Raw genomic sequence first — 20,163 nt, 5'->3', positions numbered from 1 at the left:
GAGAAGTAAGTGGGAAATTTATTAGGAGTATTAAATCCAATTGCACTAAAAATTGGCGCCATAGAAATCCATTGGTATGGGATTATTATAGCAACTGCAGTTGTTTTAGCAGTTTTATTGTCTGTAAATGAAGGTAAAAAACGTGGATTAAAAGAAGACTATTTTTATGATTTTCTGTTATGGGCATTACCTTTTTCGATTATTGCGGCACGAACATACTATGTTGTTTTTCAATGGTCATATTATTCGCAACATTTAAATCAAATTTATCGAATTTGGGATGGTGGAATTGCCATTTACGGATCTTTATTAGGTGCGTTAGCGGTACTTTTAATATTTTGCAAAAGAAATAATATCTCAAGTTGGTTATTTTTAGATGTGATTGCCCCAACTGTTATTTTAGCCCAAGGTATTGGTCGATGGGGAAATTTTATGAATCAAGAGGCACATGGTAGGCCAACAACATTGGCCTTTTTAAATAGCTTACATTTACCAGAGTTTATCGTGCAACAGATGCATATAAATGGAATTTATTATCAACCTACATTTTTATATGAATCTGTATGGGATATTTTAGGTTTTATTTTGATAATCAGTCTTAGACATAAGAGTGGTTTATTTAAGCAAGGTGAAGTCTTCTTTACGTATGTTATTTGGTATTCATTTGGGCGATTCTTCATAGAAGGAATGCGGACTGATAGCTTAATGCTAGGTTCATTACGTGTTTCACAATGGCTATCACTTGTCTTTTTTGTTGGCGCTATTGCTTGGTGGGCGTATCGCCGATATTGGAACCCGCTTAATGATTGGTATTTGGATGCAGGGATAAAAACAGAGAAATGAAAAATTTATTCTAAAAACAAAGTGCTAGATTACTAACAAAAAGTAAGGTATAATGCAATAAAGATAATAGTGGGAGGAAGATAAGCTGATGGTAAAAAAGTATGATGTGATTGTAATCGGTGCTGGACCAGGTGGAATGACAGCTGCACTGTATGCATCACGTGCAAACTTACATGTATTAATACTTGATCGTGGTGTTTATGGTGGTCAGATGAACAATACGGCAGAAATTGAGAACTATCCAGGGTATAAATCTATTTTAGGACCTGATTTAGCTGAAAAAATGTATGAAAGTGCATTACAGTTTGGTGCGGAGTATGCATATGGAAATGTGGAAAACGTAAAGTTAACTTCTGCAAAAACCAAAGTAGTTAAAACCGACAGTGAAGAATTTGAAACTGATGTGGTGATTATTGCAACTGGATCTCAGCATAGAAAATTAGGTGTGCCAGGAGAAGAAGAGTACAGTGGGCGCGGTGTATCATATTGTGCAGTTTGTGATGGTGCTTTCTTTAAGAATAAGCAGGTAGCAGTAATTGGCGGTGGCGATTCAGCGATAGAAGAAGGTAGTTACCTTACTCAATTAGCAGCTAATGTGAATGTTATTCATAGAAGAAATGAGTTACGTGCACAAAAAATTATTCAGAAACGTGCCTTTGCAAATGCAAAGATGAACTTTACATGGGATACTGTTGTCACAGAAATTAGTGGCGATGGTCAAAAAGTGACGGGACTTAATGTGCATAATAATAAAACCGGCGAGGATAGTAAAATAGCTGCTGATGGTATTTTTATCTATGTCGGCATTGAACCGATGACAACACCCTTTGAAAGTCTAAATATCACAGATGAAAATGGTTGGATTGAAACCGATGAAAAGATGAGTACTAAGGCACCTGGAGTATTTGCGTTAGGAGATGTTCGCAAAAAGGATCTTCGTCAAATTACAACTGCAGTTGGCGATGGTAGTATAGCAGGGCAGCAAGCATTTAATTATTTAGAAACCTTGAAAGACTAACTTTTCGCAAAAAGAGGGATAAAAGATAATTAGCTAGAAAAAGTAAACGGCGTAAAACGGATAATCTATAGTAGAAGTTAGCTGACTTACGTAGTAAAGTGTAGTTAGTTAAACTTTGGCATACATTTGCACCAAATATTTAGAGATAAGGAGAGTTCAGGGATTTTACCTGAACTTTTTTTATGTGTGCTTGGGACCTTACAAAAATAAGTAAATAGTTAATTAAGGATCTTTAACAACAAATGATGTAATAGGAGACTAATTTTTTCTTAAAAGTATTTGATATATCTGCTTAGTATAAATATGGTATAATGTTAGGTAGATAGTAGTGGAGATATGTTGTTTGAAACTATATTTTTAACCATTATTTAGCAAAACAAATTATTTTATACAGTAGATATTTTAGGGAGTGATTTTATGAGTTGGAAGGAAACTTACAATACTTGGAAGAATTATCCAGATTTAAACCCAGAGTCAAAAAAGGAACTTGCTAGTTTAGCAGGTAACGATACGATGTTGGAAGATGCATTTTATGCACCATTAGAGTTTGGCACAGCTGGTATGCGTGGCGTATTAGGTGTGGGAATCAATAGAATGAATACGTATACTGTGCGCCAAGCAACAGCTGGATTAGCTGCTTTTATGGCTACATTAGATGAAAAAACACGCCAACGTGGTGTTGCAATTAGTTATGATTCTAGACATCATTCCCAAGATTTTGCATTTGAAGCGGCAAAAGTTTTAGGTGCAAAAAACATTCCGACTTTTGTTTTTGAAAGTTTACGTCCAACACCAGAATTATCATTTGCAGTTCGGCATTTACATACATATGCTGGTATTATGATTACTGCAAGTCATAATCCAAAGCAATATAATGGCTATAAGATATACGGTGAAGATGGCGCACAAATGCCACCAGAAGAGTCAGATTTGATTACTAAATATATTCGTGAAGTAGATGATTTATTTACAATTGAAGTTGCTTCGCAGGAAAGTTTAATTGAAGATGGGACTTTGAAGGTTATTGGATCTGAAGTAGATAAAGCATATCTTGCTGAAGTAAAGAAAGTAACAATTAATAACCAACTAGTAGCAGAAGAAGGTAAAACATTAAAATTAATTTTTACACCATTGCATGGAACTGGAGCAATGTTAGGCGAAAAGGCACTTTTACAAGCGGGTTTTGAGAACTTTACAATGGTACCTGAACAGGCCAAACCAGATCCTGATTTTTCAACGGTTAAGAAACCTAACCCTGAAGATGCAGCGGCATTTAATTTAGCAATTGAATTAGGTAAAAAACAAGGTGCAGACTTACTTATTGCCGTTGATCCAGATGCTGATCGACTAGGTGCAGCTGTAAGACAACCAGATGGTGAATATCAGCTTTTGACTGGAAATCAAATTGCAACGATTATGTTGAATTATATTTTAACAGCACGTCAGCAAGCGGGAACTTTACCAGCAAATGCAACCGCAGTTAAATCAATCGTTTCTAGTGAATTTGCAACAAAGGTGGCTGCTAGTTACAATGTAGGCATGATTAATGTTTTGACTGGATTTAAATTCATTGCAGAACAGATTAAACATTTTGAAGAAACAAATGAACATACTTTTATGATGGGCTTTGAAGAAAGTTATGGTTATTTAATTCGGCCATTTGTTCGTGATAAAGATGCTATTCAATCATTGGTTATGTTAGCTGAGGTTGCAGCTTACTATAAGAAACAAGGTAAGAATTTGTTTGATGGACTACAAGAATTATTTGCTAAATATGGGTATTATGCAGAAAAAACAATTGCTTTAACCTTTGATGGTGTTGAAGGAGCCCAAGAAATTAAAGATTTGATGACTAAGTTTAGAGAAGAATCTCCTGAAAGTTTTGCAGACTATAAAGTTGTAGCATTAGAAGATTTTGCGAAAGCAGAAAAACGTTTAGCGGATGGAACTGTTACAAAGATGGCTTTTCCAACAGCAAATGTTCTAAAATATATTCTTGAAGATGGAACTTGGATTGCGGTACGTCCTTCTGGAACAGAACCTAAAATCAAGTTTTATATAGGAACACAAGCCAAGGATGAGGCAGATGTGCAAGCTAAGCGAGATGCTTTTGAAGCGGCTATTAATAATTTTGTGCGTGGTTAGTTTTTAGTAAGATAGCGACTAGTAACTGAAAACTAAGATACTATTTTTTGAAGTGGAGTCTGGGACAAAAGTTCCAGACTTTTTTATCTTAGTTGCTTACCTTTTATATATTTTAAAGTGCTAAATAGATGTGAAAATATGTTCGGTGTGATATGATTAGAGCTGAAATTTTAGGACAAACAGATAAGTGAGGAATAATTGTGATTGAACGTCAAGCAAATCGAAAATTTGAATTAGTTTCTAACTATCAGCCTACGGGAGATCAACCTGAGGCAATCAGTAAGTTAAGTACAGGAATTGAAGCTGGAGAAAAAGAACAAATTCTTTTAGGTGCAACAGGTACCGGAAAAACATTCACAATTTCAAACGTTATAAAAAATGCCAATAAACCTACATTAGTATTAGCGCATAACAAAACATTAGCGGGACAGTTGTATGGCGAATTTAAAGAATTTTTTCCTAATAATGCAGTTGAATACTTTGTTAGTTATTATGATTACTATCAACCTGAAGCGTATGTACCATCAAGTGATACATATATCGAAAAGGATTCTAGTATAAATGATGAAATTGATAAACTTCGACATTCAGCAACGAGCTCACTCTTGGAAAGAAATGATGTTATCGTAGTGGCATCTGTTTCTTCTATATTTGGTTTAGGAGATCCCAAAGAATATCAGGAGCACACAATTTCGTTAAGAACAGGTCAACAAATAGAACGAGATCAATTATTACGTAGTTTAATTGATATTCAATTTGAAAGAAACGATATTGATTTTCAGCGCGGACGTTTTCGAGTTCAAGGGGATATTGTAGAAATTTTTCCAGCGTCACATGATTCTAGAGCCTTAAGAATAGAGTTTTTTGGAGATGAAATTGATCGTATTCGAGAAATTGATCCTTTAACAGGAGAACTATTAGGAGAGCGAGATCATGTTGCAATTTTTCCGGCAACACACTTTATGACAAATGAAGGACGTTTGCAAACGGCAATTGAGAATATTGAAAAAGAAATGGACGAAAGAGTTGCTGAACTAACTGCAGAAGAAAAACTATTAGAAGCACAAAGATTAAAGCAGCGAACAACTTATGATATCGAAATGCTACGTGAAATGGGATATTGTTCTGGAATTGAAAATTATTCGCGACATATGGATGGTAGAAAACCGGGACAGCCACCATATACCTTATTAGATTTCTTTCCAAAAGACTTTTTAATCGTAGTTGATGAATCACATGTAACAATGCCACAGGTACGAGGAATGTATAAAGGAGATCGTTCGCGCAAACAGATGTTGGTAGATTATGGTTTTCGTTTACCAAGCGCATTGGATAATCGGCCTTTGCAGCTAAGTGAGTTCGAAAAACATGTTAATCAGATAATTTATATGTCAGCAACACCGGGACCATATGAATTAGATAGAACTGATAAAGTTATTCAACAAATTATTCGACCAACTGGATTACTAGATCCAACAATAGCTGTACATAAAAGTAGCGGCCAAATGGATGATTTAATTTCAGAAATTAATCTTAGAATTAAGCAAAATGAGCGGGTTTTTGTAACAACTTTAACTAAGAAGATGGCAGAAGATTTAACTGACTATTTTAAAGAATTAGGGATTAATGTGCGCTATCTTCATTCAGATATCAAAACCTTAGAAAGAACCCGATTAATTAGAGATTTACGTTTGGGTAAATTTGATGTTCTAGTAGGAATTAACTTATTACGAGAAGGAATTGATGTGCCAGAAGTATCCTTAATTGCAATATTAGATGCTGATAAGGAAGGATTTTTACGCAATGAACGGTCGCTAATTCAGACTATTGGTCGTGCTGCACGAAATGTGCATGGACATGTTATTATGTATGCTGATAAAATTACAGATTCAATGCAAGCAGCTATGGATGAAACAAAACGACGACGTGATATTCAACAGGCTTATAACGAAAAACATCATATTTCACCGCGGACGATTAAAAAAGAAATTCGGGCTAATATTGCAATCACAGTTAAATCAACGAAGAAGCGCAAAGAAGTATCTGCTGATGATGCATTTATGGATATGAATAAGCAAGATCAACAAGCATTGATAAAAAATTTAGAGGATCAAATGCGACAAGCTGCTAAGAAATTAGATTTTGAAGAGGCAGCAACACTAAGAGATACAGTGTTAGAGTTGAAATCTCAATTATGATAAGAGAAGAGGGAGTTAAGTGACGCATAATAAAATTATTGTTCATGGTGCAAGGGCACATAATTTAAAAAATATTGATATTGAAATTCCTAAAGACAAGTTGGTAGTTATTACAGGTTTATCTGGCTCAGGGAAAAGTTCGCTTGCTTTTGATACTTTGTATGCAGAAGGACAGCGGCGCTATGTTGAAAGTTTATCGGCTTATGCGCGCCAATTTTTAGGTCAGATGGATAAACCTGATGTCGATTCAATTGATGGACTTTCACCTGCTATTTCAATTGATCAAAAAACAACTTCTAAAAATCCGCGATCAACTGTGGGAACAGTAACAGAAATCAACGATTATTTACGTTTGTTGTGGGCGCGAGTAGGTACTCCAATTTGTCCAAATGATGGTCATACAATTACAAGTCAATCACCTGAACAAATGGTAAATAAGGTGCTAGCTTTACCGGAAAAAACTAAGTTGATGATTTTAGCACCAATTGTGCGTCGAAAAAAGGGACAACATAAAAATCTATTAGATAAAGTTAAGCGTGAAGGATTTGTTCGAGTCTTAATTGATGGTCAGATGCATGATATAGAAGAAAAAATTGAGCTAGATAAAAATATTCAACACTCTATTTTTGTTGTTGTAGATAGAATTGTTATTAAAAAAGGAATCCGTTCACGTTTATTTGACTCATTTGAAGCAGCTTTACGCTTGTCAAAAGGATATGCATCAGTTCAGATTATAGATGGAGAGATGTTGCAGTTTTCTGAAAAATTTGCATGTGCCTATTGTGGTTTTACAATTGGAGAATTAGAACCCCGTCTTTTTTCATTTAATGCACCATTTGGAGCTTGTCCAGATTGTGATGGTTTGGGTATGAAACTTGAAGTTGATCAAGATTTGGTGGTACCTGATAAGGGTAAAACACTAAGAGAAGGTGCGATCGCGCCTTGGAATCCAATTAGCTCGAAGTATTATCCTACCTTATTAGAACAAGCTTGTGCAGAATTTGAGATTGATTTAGATACACCGTTTGAAAAACTATCTAAAGAGCAGCAGCAGATTGTTTTGTACGGTGCAGGTGAGCGTAAATTTCATTTTAAGTTTGAAAGTGATTTTGGTGGTTTGCGTGATATAGATACCGTTTTTGAAGGAGTTATCCCTAATATAGAGCGCAGATATCGAGGGACAAATAGTGATTTTACGCGTGATGTAATGCGACAGTATATGACTAGTTTAACTTGTCAGACCTGTCATGGATATCGCCTAAATAAAAAAGCGTTAGCGGTAAAAATTGCTGATAAGCATATTGGTGAAGTATCAGATTATCCAATAGGTGATAGTTTAGAATTCTTTATGAAGTTAAAATTTTCAAACCAAAATGCACAAATAGCTAATCCAATTCTGAAAGAAATATGCGATCGGTTAAGCTTTTTAAAGAATGTCGGACTTGAGTATTTAACTTTAAGTAGAGCTTCGCGAACCTTATCAGGTGGTGAGGCACAAAGGATAAGATTAGCAACTCAAATTGGGTCTAATCTTTCAGGTGTGATGTATATTTTAGATGAACCATCGATTGGATTGCATCAACGTGATAATAATAGACTAATTGAATCTTTAAAGAAAATGTGTGCATTAGGTAATACGCTAATTGTAGTTGAACATGATGAAGATACAATGCGTGCAGCGGATTATTTAATTGATATTGGCCCAGGTGCTGGCGAAAATGGCGGTGAGATTATTGCTGCTGGAACACCTAAGCAGGTTATTCGATCGCGTAAATCATTAACGGGTCAATACTTATCAGGAAAAAAGTATATTGCTATTCCTGACAAACGCAGACAAGGAAATGGTAAAAAAATATGTTTATATGGAGCACAAGAAAATAATTTAAAAAAGATTGATGTCGCTTTTCCTTTAGGTGAATTTATTGCAGTCACAGGTGTTTCAGGGTCAGGAAAATCAACATTAATTAATATGATTTTGGAGCGAGCATTAGCACAGAAAATAAATAATAATTCTAAAAAGCCAGGCAAGTATGCCAAAATTACTGGAGTAGAAAACCTTGAAAAAGTTATTAATATAGATCAAAGCCCAATTGGAAGAACTCCACGCAGTAATCCAGCAACCTATACAGGTGTTTTTGATGATATTCGTAGTTTATTTGCTCAAACGAATCAGGCTAAATTACGCGGGTATGGAAAGGGTCGATTTAGTTTTAATGTTAAAGGTGGTAGATGTGAAGCTTGCAAGGGTGATGGCATTATTAAAATTGAGATGAATTTTTTGCCAGATGTTTATGTTCCCTGTGAAATTTGTCATGGAACAAGATATAATTCAGAAACTTTAGAAGTTGAGTACAAGGGAAAAAATATCGCGCAGATTCTTGAGTTTACTGTTTCTGAAGCGTTAGAATTTTTTGATTCAATTCCTAAAATTAAACGAAAATTGCAAACTATTAAGGATGTAGGATTAGGTTATATAGCACTTGGTCAATCGGCAACGACGCTTTCTGGTGGAGAAGCACAGCGGATGAAGTTAGCTTCTGAGTTACATCGTAAGTCTAATGGGAAAACTTTTTACATTTTGGATGAACCTACTACAGGCTTGCATGCAGATGATATTAAGCGTCTCTTAAATGTATTGCAAAAATTAGTAAATAAAGGAAATACAGTTTTAGTAATTGAGCATAATTTGGATGTCATAAAAACAGCAGATTATGTAATTGACTTAGGCCCTGAAGGCGGTGCAGAGGGTGGTACAATTGTTGCTACAGGAACACCAGAAGAAATTGCAGCGGTAAAAGAAAGTTATACGGGTAAATATTTACGTCCAATCTTAGAAGATGGACACTATGTCACAGTTCAAACTGATTAACTCTTGCTTTTTTAAACTAAAATGCTAAAGTTAGGGTATAGATAAATGAATAGGAGTGGATGATTTGTGGCAAAAGTAGAGAGTTTTACTTTAGATCATACGGCAGTTAAGGCACCTTATGTACGATTAATTACGGTTGAAAATGGTCCTAAGGGTGATCAAATTTCAAATTTTGATCTACGCTTGGTTCAACCAAATGAAAATGCAATACCAACGGCTGGATTGCATACGATTGAGCATATGTTAGCTGGATATCTACGCGATTATATGGACGGTGTAATCGACTGTTCTCCATTTGGATGTAGAACAGGTTTTCATTTGATTATGTGGGGTGAGCACGATACAGTTGAGGTTGCTACGGCATTAAAAAAGGCACTTATTGATATCACTAAGGCTTCATGGAGTGATGTACAAGGAACGGATATCAAGAGTTGTGGTAACTATCGTGATCATTCATTATTTTCTGCACAAGAATGGTGTAGAAAGATTTTAACAGAGGGAATATCTTCTGATCCATTTGAACGAAAAGTGGTAGATTAATATTTAAAAAGCTAAGTAGGGCTCGTTTGAATAATTGAGAATGGGTAATATTTAGCTTTTTTATTGAATAAATTTGTGGAATGTAAAAATATTTAAACCAAATAAATATATACGATATGCTATAATTTTGTTATGGGTTTTAATTTGGAGGGATTTAAATTGACAGAAACTTTGAGTTTAGTCATTGTTACAGGTATGAGTGGTGCTGGTAAAACAGTTGCTATGCAAAGCTTTGAAGATTTAGGATATTTTTGTATTGATAATATGCCGCCCACCTTGCTGCCTAAATTTTGGGAATTGGTCAAGGAATCCGGTAAAGTAAAAAAGGTTGCACTAGTCATTGATTTACGTTCACGGGCTTTTTACGATGAAATAGGTGAAATGTTAGATGACTTAGAAGAAACTGATTTTGCAAATACACGAATTTTATTTTTAGATGCCTCAGATGAAGAATTGGTTGCACGCTATAAAGAAACTAGACGTTCACATCCATTAGCGATGGAAGGTCGGGTGCTTGATGGAGTACAGTTAGAGCGCGAATTACTCGCAACGATAAAATCACAAGCACAATTAATAGTGGATACAAGTCGTTTATCCCCCAGACAATTACGAGAAGAAATTTTTCATAATTTTGAAACAATGGATGTTAAATCATTTCATATTGAAGTTTTATCTTTTGGATTCAAGTACGGCTTACCAATTGATGCCGATATTGTGATGGATGTAAGGTTTTTGCCTAATCCATACTATGTACCGGCATTACGCAACAAAACAGGACTAGATAAAGAAGTTTCAGAATATGTGATGAATTCAGATACAACAGAAGAGTTTTACGCTAATTTTATGAAGACATTAGAAGTTGTTTTACCAGGATATAAGCGAGAAGGTAAATCAAGTGTAACTATCGCTATTGGATGTACTGGTGGACAACATCGTTCAGTGGCTTTATCTCAAAGAATTGGGGATTTCTTGAAAAAGAGTTATTCTGTAAGAGTTTCTCACCGTGATATGAACAAGCGAAAGGAAAGTGTTAATCGTTCATGATGAAGATTGGTAATAAAAGAAAAAATCCCCGAATTGTTGTTATTGGTGGAGGTACAGGACTACCAGTTATTTTAAACAGCTTACGTAAAAAGAATACAGATATTACAGCAGTGGTAACAGTTGCAGATGACGGCGGTTCTTCTGGAATTATTAGAGATTATATCAATGTGGTTCCGCCAGGAGATATTCGAAATGTATTAGTTTCTTTGTCTGATTTGCCTGACGTTTATAAGAAAATATTTCAATATCGCTTTGATTCAAAAGATCAATTTTTTTCTGGACATGCTATTGGTAATTTAATTATCGCCGCTTTATCAGAGATGGATGAGGGTGGTATTTTTGATGCAGTTCAAAAACTTTCAAAAATGATGAAAACACAAGGTAATGTATATCCAGCTTCAAATACATCACTTGTGTTGAATGCGGAATTTAGTGATGGGTCAACCTTAGCTGGTGAAGCTGAAATTACAGCAGCTAAAAAAACAATCAAACAGGTTTGGGTAACGACAACTGATGGTACAGAGCCTGAAGCCCGTCAAGAAGTGATAGATGCGATTATGCAGGCAGATCAAATCGTTTTAGGACCAGGAAGTTTGTTTACTAGTATCTTACCTAATTTGATGATAAAAAACGTTGGTCAAGCTTTATGTAATACTAATGCAGAAGTAGTTTATATTTGTAATATTATGACACAAAAAGGTGAGACAGAACTTTTTAGTGATGCAGATCATGTCCGTGTTTTAAATACACATTTAGGACAAAATGCGATTAATACAGTTTTAGTTAATACAGAGCCAATACCAAGTAATTATATGGATAGGCAAAAATATGATGAATATTTGTATCAAGTTCGATACGATTTTAAAGGCTTACGTGAACAAGGATGTCGGGTTATTTCGGATAATTTTTTGTTGTTACGTAATCATGGTGTTTTTCATGATGGTGATAGAGTTGTGGATGAGTTGATGCGTTTGACAGGACAAATGCACTTGTAAACAAAGAAAGGAGGCTGAAATAATAAGCAATGTCGTATGCTAGTGAAGTAAAAAAAGAACTGACGATGCTAGAAGTTCATTTTGGTAACGCTAAAGCAGAACTAATGGCACTTATTAGGATGAACGGTACATTAAGTATTGTTCATCACCAATTTGTATTAAATGTTCAAACAGAAAATCCGGCAATTGCGAGGCGTATCTATAAATTATTAAAGCAATTTTATGATATTGAAAGTGAATTGCTTGTACGTCGTAAAATGAAACTTAAGAAGAATAACTTGTATATTGTGCGCTTAAAAACTGGTTCGGATTATATATTGAAAGATTTGGATATTTTGGATGAATTTCAAATTAAGGAAACAGTCCCACTTTCTTTTTTAGATGATGATGCTAAAGTAAGGTCGTATTTACGAGGAGCTTTTTTAGCAGCAGGTTCAGTTAACAGTCCCGAGACAAGTCGATATCATCTTGAAATATATTCATTATACGAAGACCATAATAATACCATTTGTGAGATGATGAATCGCTATGGATTAAATGCTAGGATAACTGATCGTCGCAGTGGATATATAACGTATTTGAAGGAAGCTGAAAAAATTGCGGATTTTTTGTCTCTAATTGGGGCAACAAGTTCAATGTTAAAATTTGAGGATATCCGTATTGTACGAGATATGCGAAATTCCGTAAATAGGATTGTTAATTGTGAAACTGCAAATATGAATAAAGTGGCGGATGCAGCTAATAGACAAATTGAGAATATTCGTTTTATCGAAAGTACGGTTGGATTAAAAAATTTGCCATTAAAGTTACAAGTAGTAGCAAGTGCACGCATTTTACATCCAGAAGTTAGTTTAAAGGAATTGGGTGAGTTAGTTGAAGGTGGACCAATTTCGAAATCAGGTGTGAATCATCGTTTGCGTAAAATAGGTGAATTTGCACAAAAGCTACGAGAAAATAATGAAATAGCTTAAATGCAAAAAGTTTGACGTTCTTTGACCAATGCGTTAAACTAGCAATACAGTCATAGGAGTGCTAAACTCAATGACGTAATAATATTTTTATTGGGAGGTTTCTCGCTATGAATTTAGTTCCTACAGTTATTGAACAATCCTCACAAGGAGAACGTGCATATGATATTTATTCACGTTTATTAAAAGACAGAATTATTATGGTATCTGGTGAAGTTAATGATGATATGGCTAATGCGATTATAGCACAGCTTCTTTTCTTAGATGCACAAGATCCAGAAAAGGATATCTATATGTATATTAATTCTCCAGGTGGTTCAGTTTCAGCTGGATTGGCGATTTTTGATACAATGAATTTTGTTAATGCTGATGTGCAAACTATTGTAATGGGGATGGCTGCTTCAATGGCTTCTGTATTATCAACGGCTGGTGCCAAAGGAAAGCGTTTTGCATTACCTAATTCTGAAATTATGATTCATCAACCACTTGGTGGTGCACAAGGTCAATCAACGGAAATCCAAATTGCCGCTGAACATATATTGAAAACACGGAAGTTGATTAATCAAATCTTAGCGGATGGTTCAGGACAAGATCTTGAGGTGATTAATAAAGATACAGAACGTGATAATTTCATGACAGCACAGCAAGCAGTAGATTATGGTTTGATTGATGGCATTATGAAAAACAAAAAGAAAGTTAAGTAATTGTAATTAAGTAGGATATTTAACTTTTATAGTGTAATCGAATTAAAAAATTTAAGATTAGTTCTGATATGAAACGTTAAAAACAACTTCATATCAGAACTTTTTTGTTTACATTGAAAGTAAGATTAAAGCTAAGCGTACTGCTAGGACCTCAATGCCGTAACCTAAAATAGCTTTTGCCACTTTTAACGTACAAATATAATTTCAGAGTGAGAATTCTTGAGGTTAGGATTAAAAAATGATATATCATATTTGATGAGATAATAATAAATTCATATTTGTGCTATTGAATTAGAAATTTAAGATAGTAAATTTTAAATTAGATAATTTACCATTTAAAAGTTGATTAACTACAAAAATTGCAAGTAAAAAAGGGTTTATTTGTAATATTTTGATAAGGGTAAAGTAGTTACTCAGAAAATATCAAAAACATGAGCCAAGCAATCATAATATTTTAGTGATTTTTATTTGTTTGTGGATGAAAAAGTATTTGCCTAATTAATTTGAAAAAACAAGAAATTAAGAAACAAGATATATAAGCAGATTGCTTATGAAATGATTATTTTTTGGGTACTAAAGCGAAACATTCTAAAAGCAATATACGATTTCTGGTTATTTAATATGTAAAATGTTAAAATAAATTAAGAAAAAGAAAATGATTATTGTTAATATATTTGGGATACGTGTCTTTAAAAATGAGTGTAAATTTAGTAGATTATGCAAAATAAAAAAGCCTTATTACAAGGCCTTTTTAACTAATATAATAGCTAATAAAGTAGCAGTATGCGCCATGGGGGAGTCGAACCCCCATTTCAAGAACCGGAATCTTGCGTGCTATCCATTACACTAACGGCGCGTACCTTTATTATATTAACGTAATTTAGGTATAAATACAAGAACAAGTTAGAATAAGGAGGGAAATAAATGTCTTTAGAACAAGGTTTTAGTCAACAACAAAAACAAATTCAAAAGTTGGCAATGACCCAAAAAATGCAGCAGTCTATCCAAATATTGAAATATAATATTGATGAATTGCAGAATTTTTTAAAACAAAAAGAATTAGAGAATCCCTTTATTTCAGTTAGTACACAAATATATAATAGTACTAACGGTTTTAAACAAAACAAAGAAGATTGGCAAAATTACACAGCAATTCATAAGAAACAGTCATTATTTGAATATTTATTGGATCAAGTTCATTTAACGATGCGAAAAACTGAGTTGCGCTATTGGGTAATTTATTTGATTGAACACTTGGATTCAAATGGTTATTTAAAAATCAATCTAGAAAATATTCAAGCTCAATATTCGGTTAGCCAAATCGTTTTATATGATGCTCTGACGCTTTTACAAAGATTAGATCCTCCTGGAGTGGGGGCACGTAATTTACAAGAATGTTTACTTTTGCAAATTGAAGAGGATGATTATGCACCCAAACTAGCAGATACTATTTTAAAAAATGATTTTGTAAATTTTACAGATAAAAAATGGGAATTAATTGCCAAAAAGTATGAAATTGAAAAAAAAGATATTCAGCAAATACTAGATTATGTGCGAACTCTTTCTCCAGCGCCAGGTGCAGCATATTCACAAGACGAGATAGGCTATATAATACCAGATTTAATTGTAATTGATGAAAATGATATTCTCTCTATTAAAGCGACGAAACAAGCAAAATCACATATTGTTTTTCGACAACGCTACTATAACAGCTTAGTTAATACAAAGGATAATGATGTGTTACAGTACATGAATTTGAAGAAAAAAGAGTATGAACAACTTCAGCAAGATGTACAACAAAGAGAAAATACGGTGTTATTAGTTGGAAAAGAGATATTAAAGTTCCAACATGATTTTTTCGTAAACGATAGTCATCCTTTAAAAAGATTATTATTGAGAGATGTTGCACATAAATTACAATTACATGAATCAACAATTAGCCGAGCTGTAAATGGAAAATATATTCAAACAAGTTTTGGAATTTTTGAATTAAAACATTTCTTTTCGCAAGCTGGTAACTATCAAAGAAGTGATGGGAAACAAGTAAGTGCCAGTACAGTTAAGCAAAAGATTAAAGCACTAATTAATGAAGAAGATAAGAGAAAGCCGCTATCGGATCAAAAGATAGCAATTGAGCTCTCAAATGTGGGACTTAAATTGTCCCGAAGAACAGTGGCTAAGTATCGTGAACAACTTGATATTTTGGGATCAAGTAAAAGGAAGCGCTTTGAATAATTTTTATAAAATTTGATTTTACCGATATATAGTTAGACTTTTATTGGGATAATTCTTAAAATTCAGTTTATTATTCGCAAATCAATCAAATGAATTGAAATTGGAACTTTTAAAATTCGGAATAAGGTTATATTATCAAAAAAATAACTATTATTTATCGATATTTTTATTTAAATTAAAGGGTTTAATAGTTGCAAATTTTATTTTTTATTGCTATAATTTTCTTGTAATTGAGGTGTGGGAACAATTTAACGAGAGCGTAATGATTGTTGTTATACTTTGTTTTTTTTAGCTTACTGGGTCATTAGATGGCACAGTCGGACGTCAGATGTCCCACAAGAAAGAGGCATTAGGATGCACCAAGAACTAGAATGGATAGAGTTAATCGCACCAGACATGGTTGATGTTATAAGCCAACGTTTTAAAATATTGCAAAACATTAGTTGGACGGAGCCTGTTGGACGTCGTTCTTTAGCGCAAATGTTAGGAATGAGTGAACGGGTTTTAAGGACAGATACTGACTTTTTAAAAAAACAAGAGTTGATTTCTGTAACTAAGTCTGGAATGATTTTGACTGCTCAAGGCTATGAAACTATTCATGGCTTGACTAACATGATTGATCAATTGTTGGGATTACAGCAATTAGAGAAAAAATTATGTGGTTTCCTTGGAATTAAGCGGTGTTTGATTGTATCCGGTGATAGTGATAACCAACCTCAATTTATTGATGCTATGGGTAAATTGGTTAATGACTCTTTACAGATGTTATTACCAAAGGGAAAGAATATCGTCGCAGTAATGGGCGGTACAACAATGGCTCGGGTAGCTAAGTGTTTAACTCCTGAAATTATGGAGAAACGTGAGGTGCTCTTTGTACCAGCCCGTGGCGGAATTGGTGAAAGAGCTGATATCCAAGCAAACAATGTTTGTGCTCAGATGGCGCTTAAAACTGGTGGTAAACACCGTGCGTTGTATGTGCCAGAGCATGTAAGTGAGAAGGTATATCGTCCTTTATTAACAGAACCAGCAATTCAAGAAGTTGTTTCGTTGATAAAGGATAGCAATGCTGTAATTCATAGTATTGGTGAAGCAATGCATATGGCGAAAAGACGTGCGATGCCTGAAAGTATTGTGAAGATGTTAATTGAAAAGCACGCTGTTGGCGAAGCTTTTGGTTATTTTTTCGATGAATATGGACATGTTGTTTATCGGATACCAAGAATTGGATTACAGCTTGAAGATCTCGCTTCAATGGACTGTATATTAGCGGTTGCGGGTGGCTCATCTAAAGCCAAAGCGATTCGTGCGTATATGCAACACGCCCCTAAAAATACTTGTCTGATTACAGACGAAGGGGCTGCAAAGGTGATTTTAAAGGAGTAATGTTGTAGTTGCATTGCTTTTTAAAATAAATTTTTATTTCCTAAAGGAGGAAATTTTAGTATGACTACTAAAGTAGGTATTAATGGTTTTGGCCGTATCGGTCGTTTAGCTTTCCGTCGTATTGCTGAAGTATCAAGTGATTTGGAAGTTGTTGCTATCAATGATTTAACATCTCCATCAATGTTGGCACACTTATTGAAATATGATACAGCTCATGGTCAATTTGATGCAGAAGTTTCTGCAACAGAAAACGCATTGGTTGTTGACGGTAAAGAAATTCCTGTATATGCTGAAGCAGATGCACGTAATATTCCTTGGGTTAAGAACAATGGTGTTGATTTAGTTCTTGAATCAACAGGTTTTTATACATCAGAAGAAAAAGCATCAGCACACTTGGAAGCCGGTGCAAAGAAAGTTTTAATCTCTGCTCCTGCAGGTAAAGTTAAGACAATCGTATTCGGTGTTAATGATGACACTTTGACAGAAGATGATAAGATTGTTTCTGCTGCTTCATGTACAACAAACTGCTTGGCACCTTTAGCTAAAGCTGTTAACGATGCATTTGGCATTAAAGCTGGTACAATGACAACAATCCATGCTTACACAGCTACTCAAAAATTACAAGATGGTCCTGATCGTGGTGGTAACGTACGTAACGCACGTGCTGCTGCACAAAACACAATTCCTCATTCAACAGGTGCTGCTAAAGCTCTTGGCTTAGTTGTTCCTGAATTGAATGGTAAATTAGATGGCCATGCACAACGTGTTCCTGTTATCACAGGTTCATTAACAGAATTAGTAACAACTCTTGACAAAGTAGTTACAGCTGACGAAGTTAATGCTGCTGTTAAGAAAGTTACAGAAAACAATGCATCATTTGGTTTCAATGATGATGGTATTGTATCTTCAGATGTTATCGGTACAACATTTGGTTCAGTTTTCGATCCTACACAAACACAAATTGTTGGTAAAGGTGAAGGCCAAGTTGTTAAGACAGTTGCTTGGTACGATAACGAATCAGGTTTTACTGCACAAATGATCCGTACATTAGAAAAATTTGCAAGCATGCTTTAATATTTAGCTTATAGCTGAATATTAGGTTAAATTGCATTTTCAAGGCGGGGGGAGGCGAAACTCCTTCCGCTTTTTGTTTTTCAATTATAAATATTGGAGGTTTGCTATCAATGGCTAAACTAATTGTTTCAGATTTAGATGTTAAGAGCAAAAAAGTACTTATTCGCGTAGATTTTAATGTTCCTATTAAAGACGGTGTAATTGGTAATGATAACCGTATTGTGGCTGCATTACCAACGATTAAATATGTAACTGAAAATGGTGGGAAAGCAATTTTATTCTCTCACCTAGGTCGTATCAAATCAGAAGATGACAAGAAAAAATTGTCATTACGTCCTGTGGCAGAACGTTTAGCAGACTTATTAGGGAAACCTGTAACTTTTGTTCCTGCAACTCGTGGTGCTCAATTAGAAGATGCTATTAGTGAATTAAAAGACGGTGATGTTTTATTAGTTGAAAACACTCGTTTTGAAGATTTAGACGGCAAAAAAGAATCAGGCAATGACCCTGAATTAGGTAAGTATTGGGCTTCTCTTGGCGATTTATTTGTAAATGACGCTTTTGGTACAGCTCACCGTTCACATGCTTCAAATGTTGGTATTGCAAGTAATATGGAAAAAGCAGCTGCTGGTTTCTTGTTAGAAAAGGAAATTAAGTTTTTAGGTGAAGCTGTTGATGATCCTAAGCATCCATTTGTAGCTATTTTAGGTGGAGCAAAGGTTTCAGATAAAATTGGTGTTATCAATCACTTATTAGGTAAAGCTGACAAGGTTATTGTTGGTGGTGGGATGACATATACATTCTACGCTGCTAAAGGGATTAAGATTGGTAATTCATTAGTTGAAAAAGATAAGATTGAATTAGCTAAAGAATTATTAGAAAAAGCTGGCGACAAGTTAGTATTGCCTATCGATAATGTTGTTGCTGAAAAATTTGATAACGATGTACCAAATAAAGTTGTTGAAGGTGACATTCCAGACGGCTATATGGCTTTAGATGTTGGCCCTAAGTCTGTAGCATTGTTCAAAGATGTTTTAAAAGATGCTAAGACAGTTGTATGGAACGGCCCAATGGGTGTCTTTGAATTAAGTAATTATGCAAACGGAACTTTGGAAGTCGGCAAATTCTTAGGCGATTTAAAGGATGCTACAACTATTGTTGGTGGCGGTGATTCTACAGCTGCTGTACAACAATTAGGTGTTGCTGATAAGTTAACACATATTTCTACAGGTGGTGGCGCATCTCTTGAATATCTTGAAGGTAAGACATTACCAGGAATAGCTGCTGTTTCTGACAAATAATTCGAAACATATTTTGAATAGTATTTGTTAGTTAGTATTTTCTTGAAAGGATGATTATAAGTGCGTACACCAATTATTGCAGGTAACTGGAAATTAAACATGAATCCAGTTCAAACTGCTGAATTTGTAAAAAATGTAAAAAATGATTTGCCAGCAACAACAGAGGTTGAATCTGTTATTGCTGCTCCAGCTGTTGATTTACCAGCATTATTAGAAGCAGCTAAAGGATCAGAATTAAAAGTTGCTGCAGAAAATTGCTATTTTGAAGATGAAGGTGCCTTTACGGGCGAAACATCACCTAAAGTTTTAAAAGAAATGGGTGTTGATTACGTTGTTATCGGTCACTCAGAACGTCGTGATTATTTTCATGAAACTGATGAAGATATAAACAAAAAAGCACATGCAATTTTCCGCAATAACTTAACACCAATTATTTGTTGTGGCGAAACGCTTGAAACACGTGAAGCAGGTAAAGCTGAAGCATGGGTTGAAGGACAAGTAGAAGCAGCATTAAAAGGTCTTTCTGCTGACCAAGTAGCTAGTTTGGTAATTGCTTATGAACCAATTTGGGCTATCGGTACAGGTAAGACAGCTACAGCTGATCAAGCTCAGGAAATTTGCGCAGTTGTGCGTCAAACAGTTGCTAAATTATACAACAAAGAAACAGCTGATAACGTACGTATTCAATATGGTGGTTCTGTAAAACCAGCTAATGTTAAAGAATTAATGTCTAAAGAAGATATTGATGGTGGCTTAGTGGGCGGTGCTTCATTGATCCCAGATTCATATTTAGCATTAGTAAATTATAAGAACTAAATATTTTTATTAAATCAATTGAAACTTTTA

The 20,163-nt window shown here is 34.6% G+C and carries 15 protein-coding genes and 1 tRNA gene; 15 read left to right on the top strand and 1 reads right to left on the bottom strand.

The features are described 5' to 3' along the window. Positions 1-9: 9 nt before the first annotated feature. The 10 genes from lgt (at position 10) to clpP (ending at position 13,324) form a co-directional block, all read left to right on the top strand. The gene (gene lgt / locus LB941_RS03240) at positions 10-843 is read left to right on the top strand and encodes a prolipoprotein diacylglyceryl transferase (RefSeq protein WP_253359437.1); all 834 of its coding nucleotides are present in this window, start codon (positions 10-12) and stop codon (positions 841-843) included. An 88-nt stretch (positions 844-931) separates the two neighbouring features. Beyond that, positions 932-1,861, top strand: a complete 930-nt coding sequence (gene trxB, locus LB941_RS03235; RefSeq protein WP_253359436.1) for a thioredoxin-disulfide reductase — start codon at positions 932-934, stop codon at positions 1,859-1,861. 417 nt (positions 1,862-2,278) lie between these two features. Next, entirely contained in the window at positions 2,279-4,006 is a 1,728-nt protein-coding gene (locus LB941_RS03230) for a phospho-sugar mutase (RefSeq protein WP_253359435.1), read from the top strand. A 200-nt stretch (positions 4,007-4,206) separates the two neighbouring features. Further along, positions 4,207-6,204, top strand: coding sequence for an excinuclease ABC subunit UvrB (gene uvrB, locus LB941_RS03225; protein ID WP_253359434.1), 1,998 nt, complete (start codon positions 4,207-4,209; stop codon positions 6,202-6,204). 19 nt (positions 6,205-6,223) lie between these two features. Beyond that, on the top strand, positions 6,224-9,073 hold the full coding sequence (gene uvrA, locus LB941_RS03220) for an excinuclease ABC subunit UvrA (protein WP_253359432.1): 2,850 nt from the start codon (positions 6,224-6,226) through the stop codon (positions 9,071-9,073). A gap of 66 nt (positions 9,074-9,139) precedes the next feature. Next, the gene (locus LB941_RS03215; RefSeq protein ID WP_253359430.1) at positions 9,140-9,613 is read left to right on the top strand and encodes an S-ribosylhomocysteine lyase; all 474 of its coding nucleotides are present in this window, start codon (positions 9,140-9,142) and stop codon (positions 9,611-9,613) included. A 159-nt stretch (positions 9,614-9,772) separates the two neighbouring features. Further along, positions 9,773-10,657, top strand: a complete 885-nt coding sequence (gene rapZ / locus LB941_RS03210; RefSeq protein ID WP_253359428.1) for an RNase adapter RapZ — start codon at positions 9,773-9,775, stop codon at positions 10,655-10,657. Next, on the top strand, positions 10,654-11,652 hold the full coding sequence (mgfK, locus tag LB941_RS03205; protein ID WP_253359426.1) for a gluconeogenesis morphogenetic factor MgfK: 999 nt from the start codon (positions 10,654-10,656) through the stop codon (positions 11,650-11,652). The genes rapZ and mgfK overlap by 4 nt, the downstream gene beginning before the upstream one ends. Positions 11,653-11,681: 29 nt before the next feature. Continuing rightward, the gene (gene whiA / locus LB941_RS03200) at positions 11,682-12,623 is read left to right on the top strand and encodes a DNA-binding protein WhiA (RefSeq protein WP_253359424.1); all 942 of its coding nucleotides are present in this window, start codon (positions 11,682-11,684) and stop codon (positions 12,621-12,623) included. A gap of 107 nt (positions 12,624-12,730) precedes the next feature. After that, positions 12,731-13,324 carry an ATP-dependent Clp endopeptidase proteolytic subunit ClpP gene (gene clpP / locus LB941_RS03195; RefSeq protein WP_253359422.1) on the top strand — a complete coding sequence of 198 codons (594 nt, stop codon included), beginning with the start codon at positions 12,731-12,733 and terminating at the stop codon, positions 13,322-13,324. A 784-nt stretch (positions 13,325-14,108) separates the two neighbouring features. Here the strand turns inward: clpP and LB941_RS03190 are convergent. After that, positions 14,109-14,180, bottom strand: a tRNA-Arg gene (locus LB941_RS03190). Positions 14,181-14,248: 68 nt separating this feature from the next. On the opposite strand from LB941_RS03190, the gene rpoN reads away from it, so the two are divergent. The 5 genes from rpoN (at position 14,249) to tpiA (ending at position 20,133) form a co-directional block, all read left to right on the top strand. Continuing rightward, complete coding sequence (rpoN, locus tag LB941_RS03185; protein ID WP_253359420.1) at positions 14,249-15,559, top strand: RNA polymerase factor sigma-54; 1,311 nt, start codon at positions 14,249-14,251, stop codon at positions 15,557-15,559. A gap of 354 nt (positions 15,560-15,913) precedes the next feature. Next, positions 15,914-16,942, top strand: coding sequence for a sugar-binding transcriptional regulator (locus LB941_RS03180; RefSeq protein ID WP_253359418.1), 1,029 nt, complete (start codon positions 15,914-15,916; stop codon positions 16,940-16,942). Positions 16,943-17,002: 60 nt separating this feature from the next. After that, the gene (gap, locus tag LB941_RS03175) at positions 17,003-18,016 is read left to right on the top strand and encodes a type I glyceraldehyde-3-phosphate dehydrogenase (RefSeq protein WP_253359415.1); all 1,014 of its coding nucleotides are present in this window, start codon (positions 17,003-17,005) and stop codon (positions 18,014-18,016) included. 110 nt (positions 18,017-18,126) lie between these two features. Beyond that, positions 18,127-19,317 carry a phosphoglycerate kinase gene (locus tag LB941_RS03170; RefSeq protein WP_253359412.1) on the top strand — a complete coding sequence of 397 codons (1,191 nt, stop codon included), beginning with the start codon at positions 18,127-18,129 and terminating at the stop codon, positions 19,315-19,317. Between the two features lie 60 nt (positions 19,318-19,377). Beyond that, positions 19,378-20,133 carry a triose-phosphate isomerase gene (gene tpiA, locus LB941_RS03165; protein ID WP_253359410.1) on the top strand — a complete coding sequence of 252 codons (756 nt, stop codon included), beginning with the start codon at positions 19,378-19,380 and terminating at the stop codon, positions 20,131-20,133. Positions 20,134-20,163 lie beyond the last annotated feature (30 nt).

It is taken from the genome of Ligilactobacillus ubinensis (genome assembly GCF_024160875.1).
Lineage (GTDB): Bacteria > Bacillota > Bacilli > Lactobacillales > Lactobacillaceae > Ligilactobacillus > Ligilactobacillus ubinensis.
The sequence above is the reverse complement of the archived record's forward strand: the minus strand, read 5'-3'. Positions and strand labels throughout refer to the sequence as shown.

Excerpts from the sequence above, each read along its gene's own strand:
- gap (WP_253359415.1), top strand. The coding sequence starts at position 17,003 with ATGACTACTAAAGTAGGTATTAATGGTTTTGGCCGTATCGGTCGTTTA.
- trxB (WP_253359436.1), top strand. The coding sequence starts at position 932 with ATGGTAAAAAAGTATGATGTGATTGTAATCGGTGCTGGACCAGGTGGA.
- rpoN (WP_253359420.1), top strand. The coding sequence starts at position 14,249 with ATGTCTTTAGAACAAGGTTTTAGTCAACAACAAAAACAAATTCAAAAG.
- LB941_RS03180 (WP_253359418.1), top strand. The coding sequence starts at position 15,914 with ATGCACCAAGAACTAGAATGGATAGAGTTAATCGCACCAGACATGGTT.
- mgfK (WP_253359426.1), top strand. The coding sequence starts at position 10,654 with ATGATGAAGATTGGTAATAAAAGAAAAAATCCCCGAATTGTTGTTATT.
- whiA (WP_253359424.1), top strand. The coding sequence starts at position 11,682 with ATGTCGTATGCTAGTGAAGTAAAAAAAGAACTGACGATGCTAGAAGTT.
- LB941_RS03230 (WP_253359435.1), top strand. The coding sequence starts at position 2,279 with ATGAGTTGGAAGGAAACTTACAATACTTGGAAGAATTATCCAGATTTA.
- LB941_RS03170 (WP_253359412.1), top strand. The coding sequence starts at position 18,127 with ATGGCTAAACTAATTGTTTCAGATTTAGATGTTAAGAGCAAAAAAGTA.
- clpP (WP_253359422.1), top strand. The coding sequence starts at position 12,731 with ATGAATTTAGTTCCTACAGTTATTGAACAATCCTCACAAGGAGAACGT.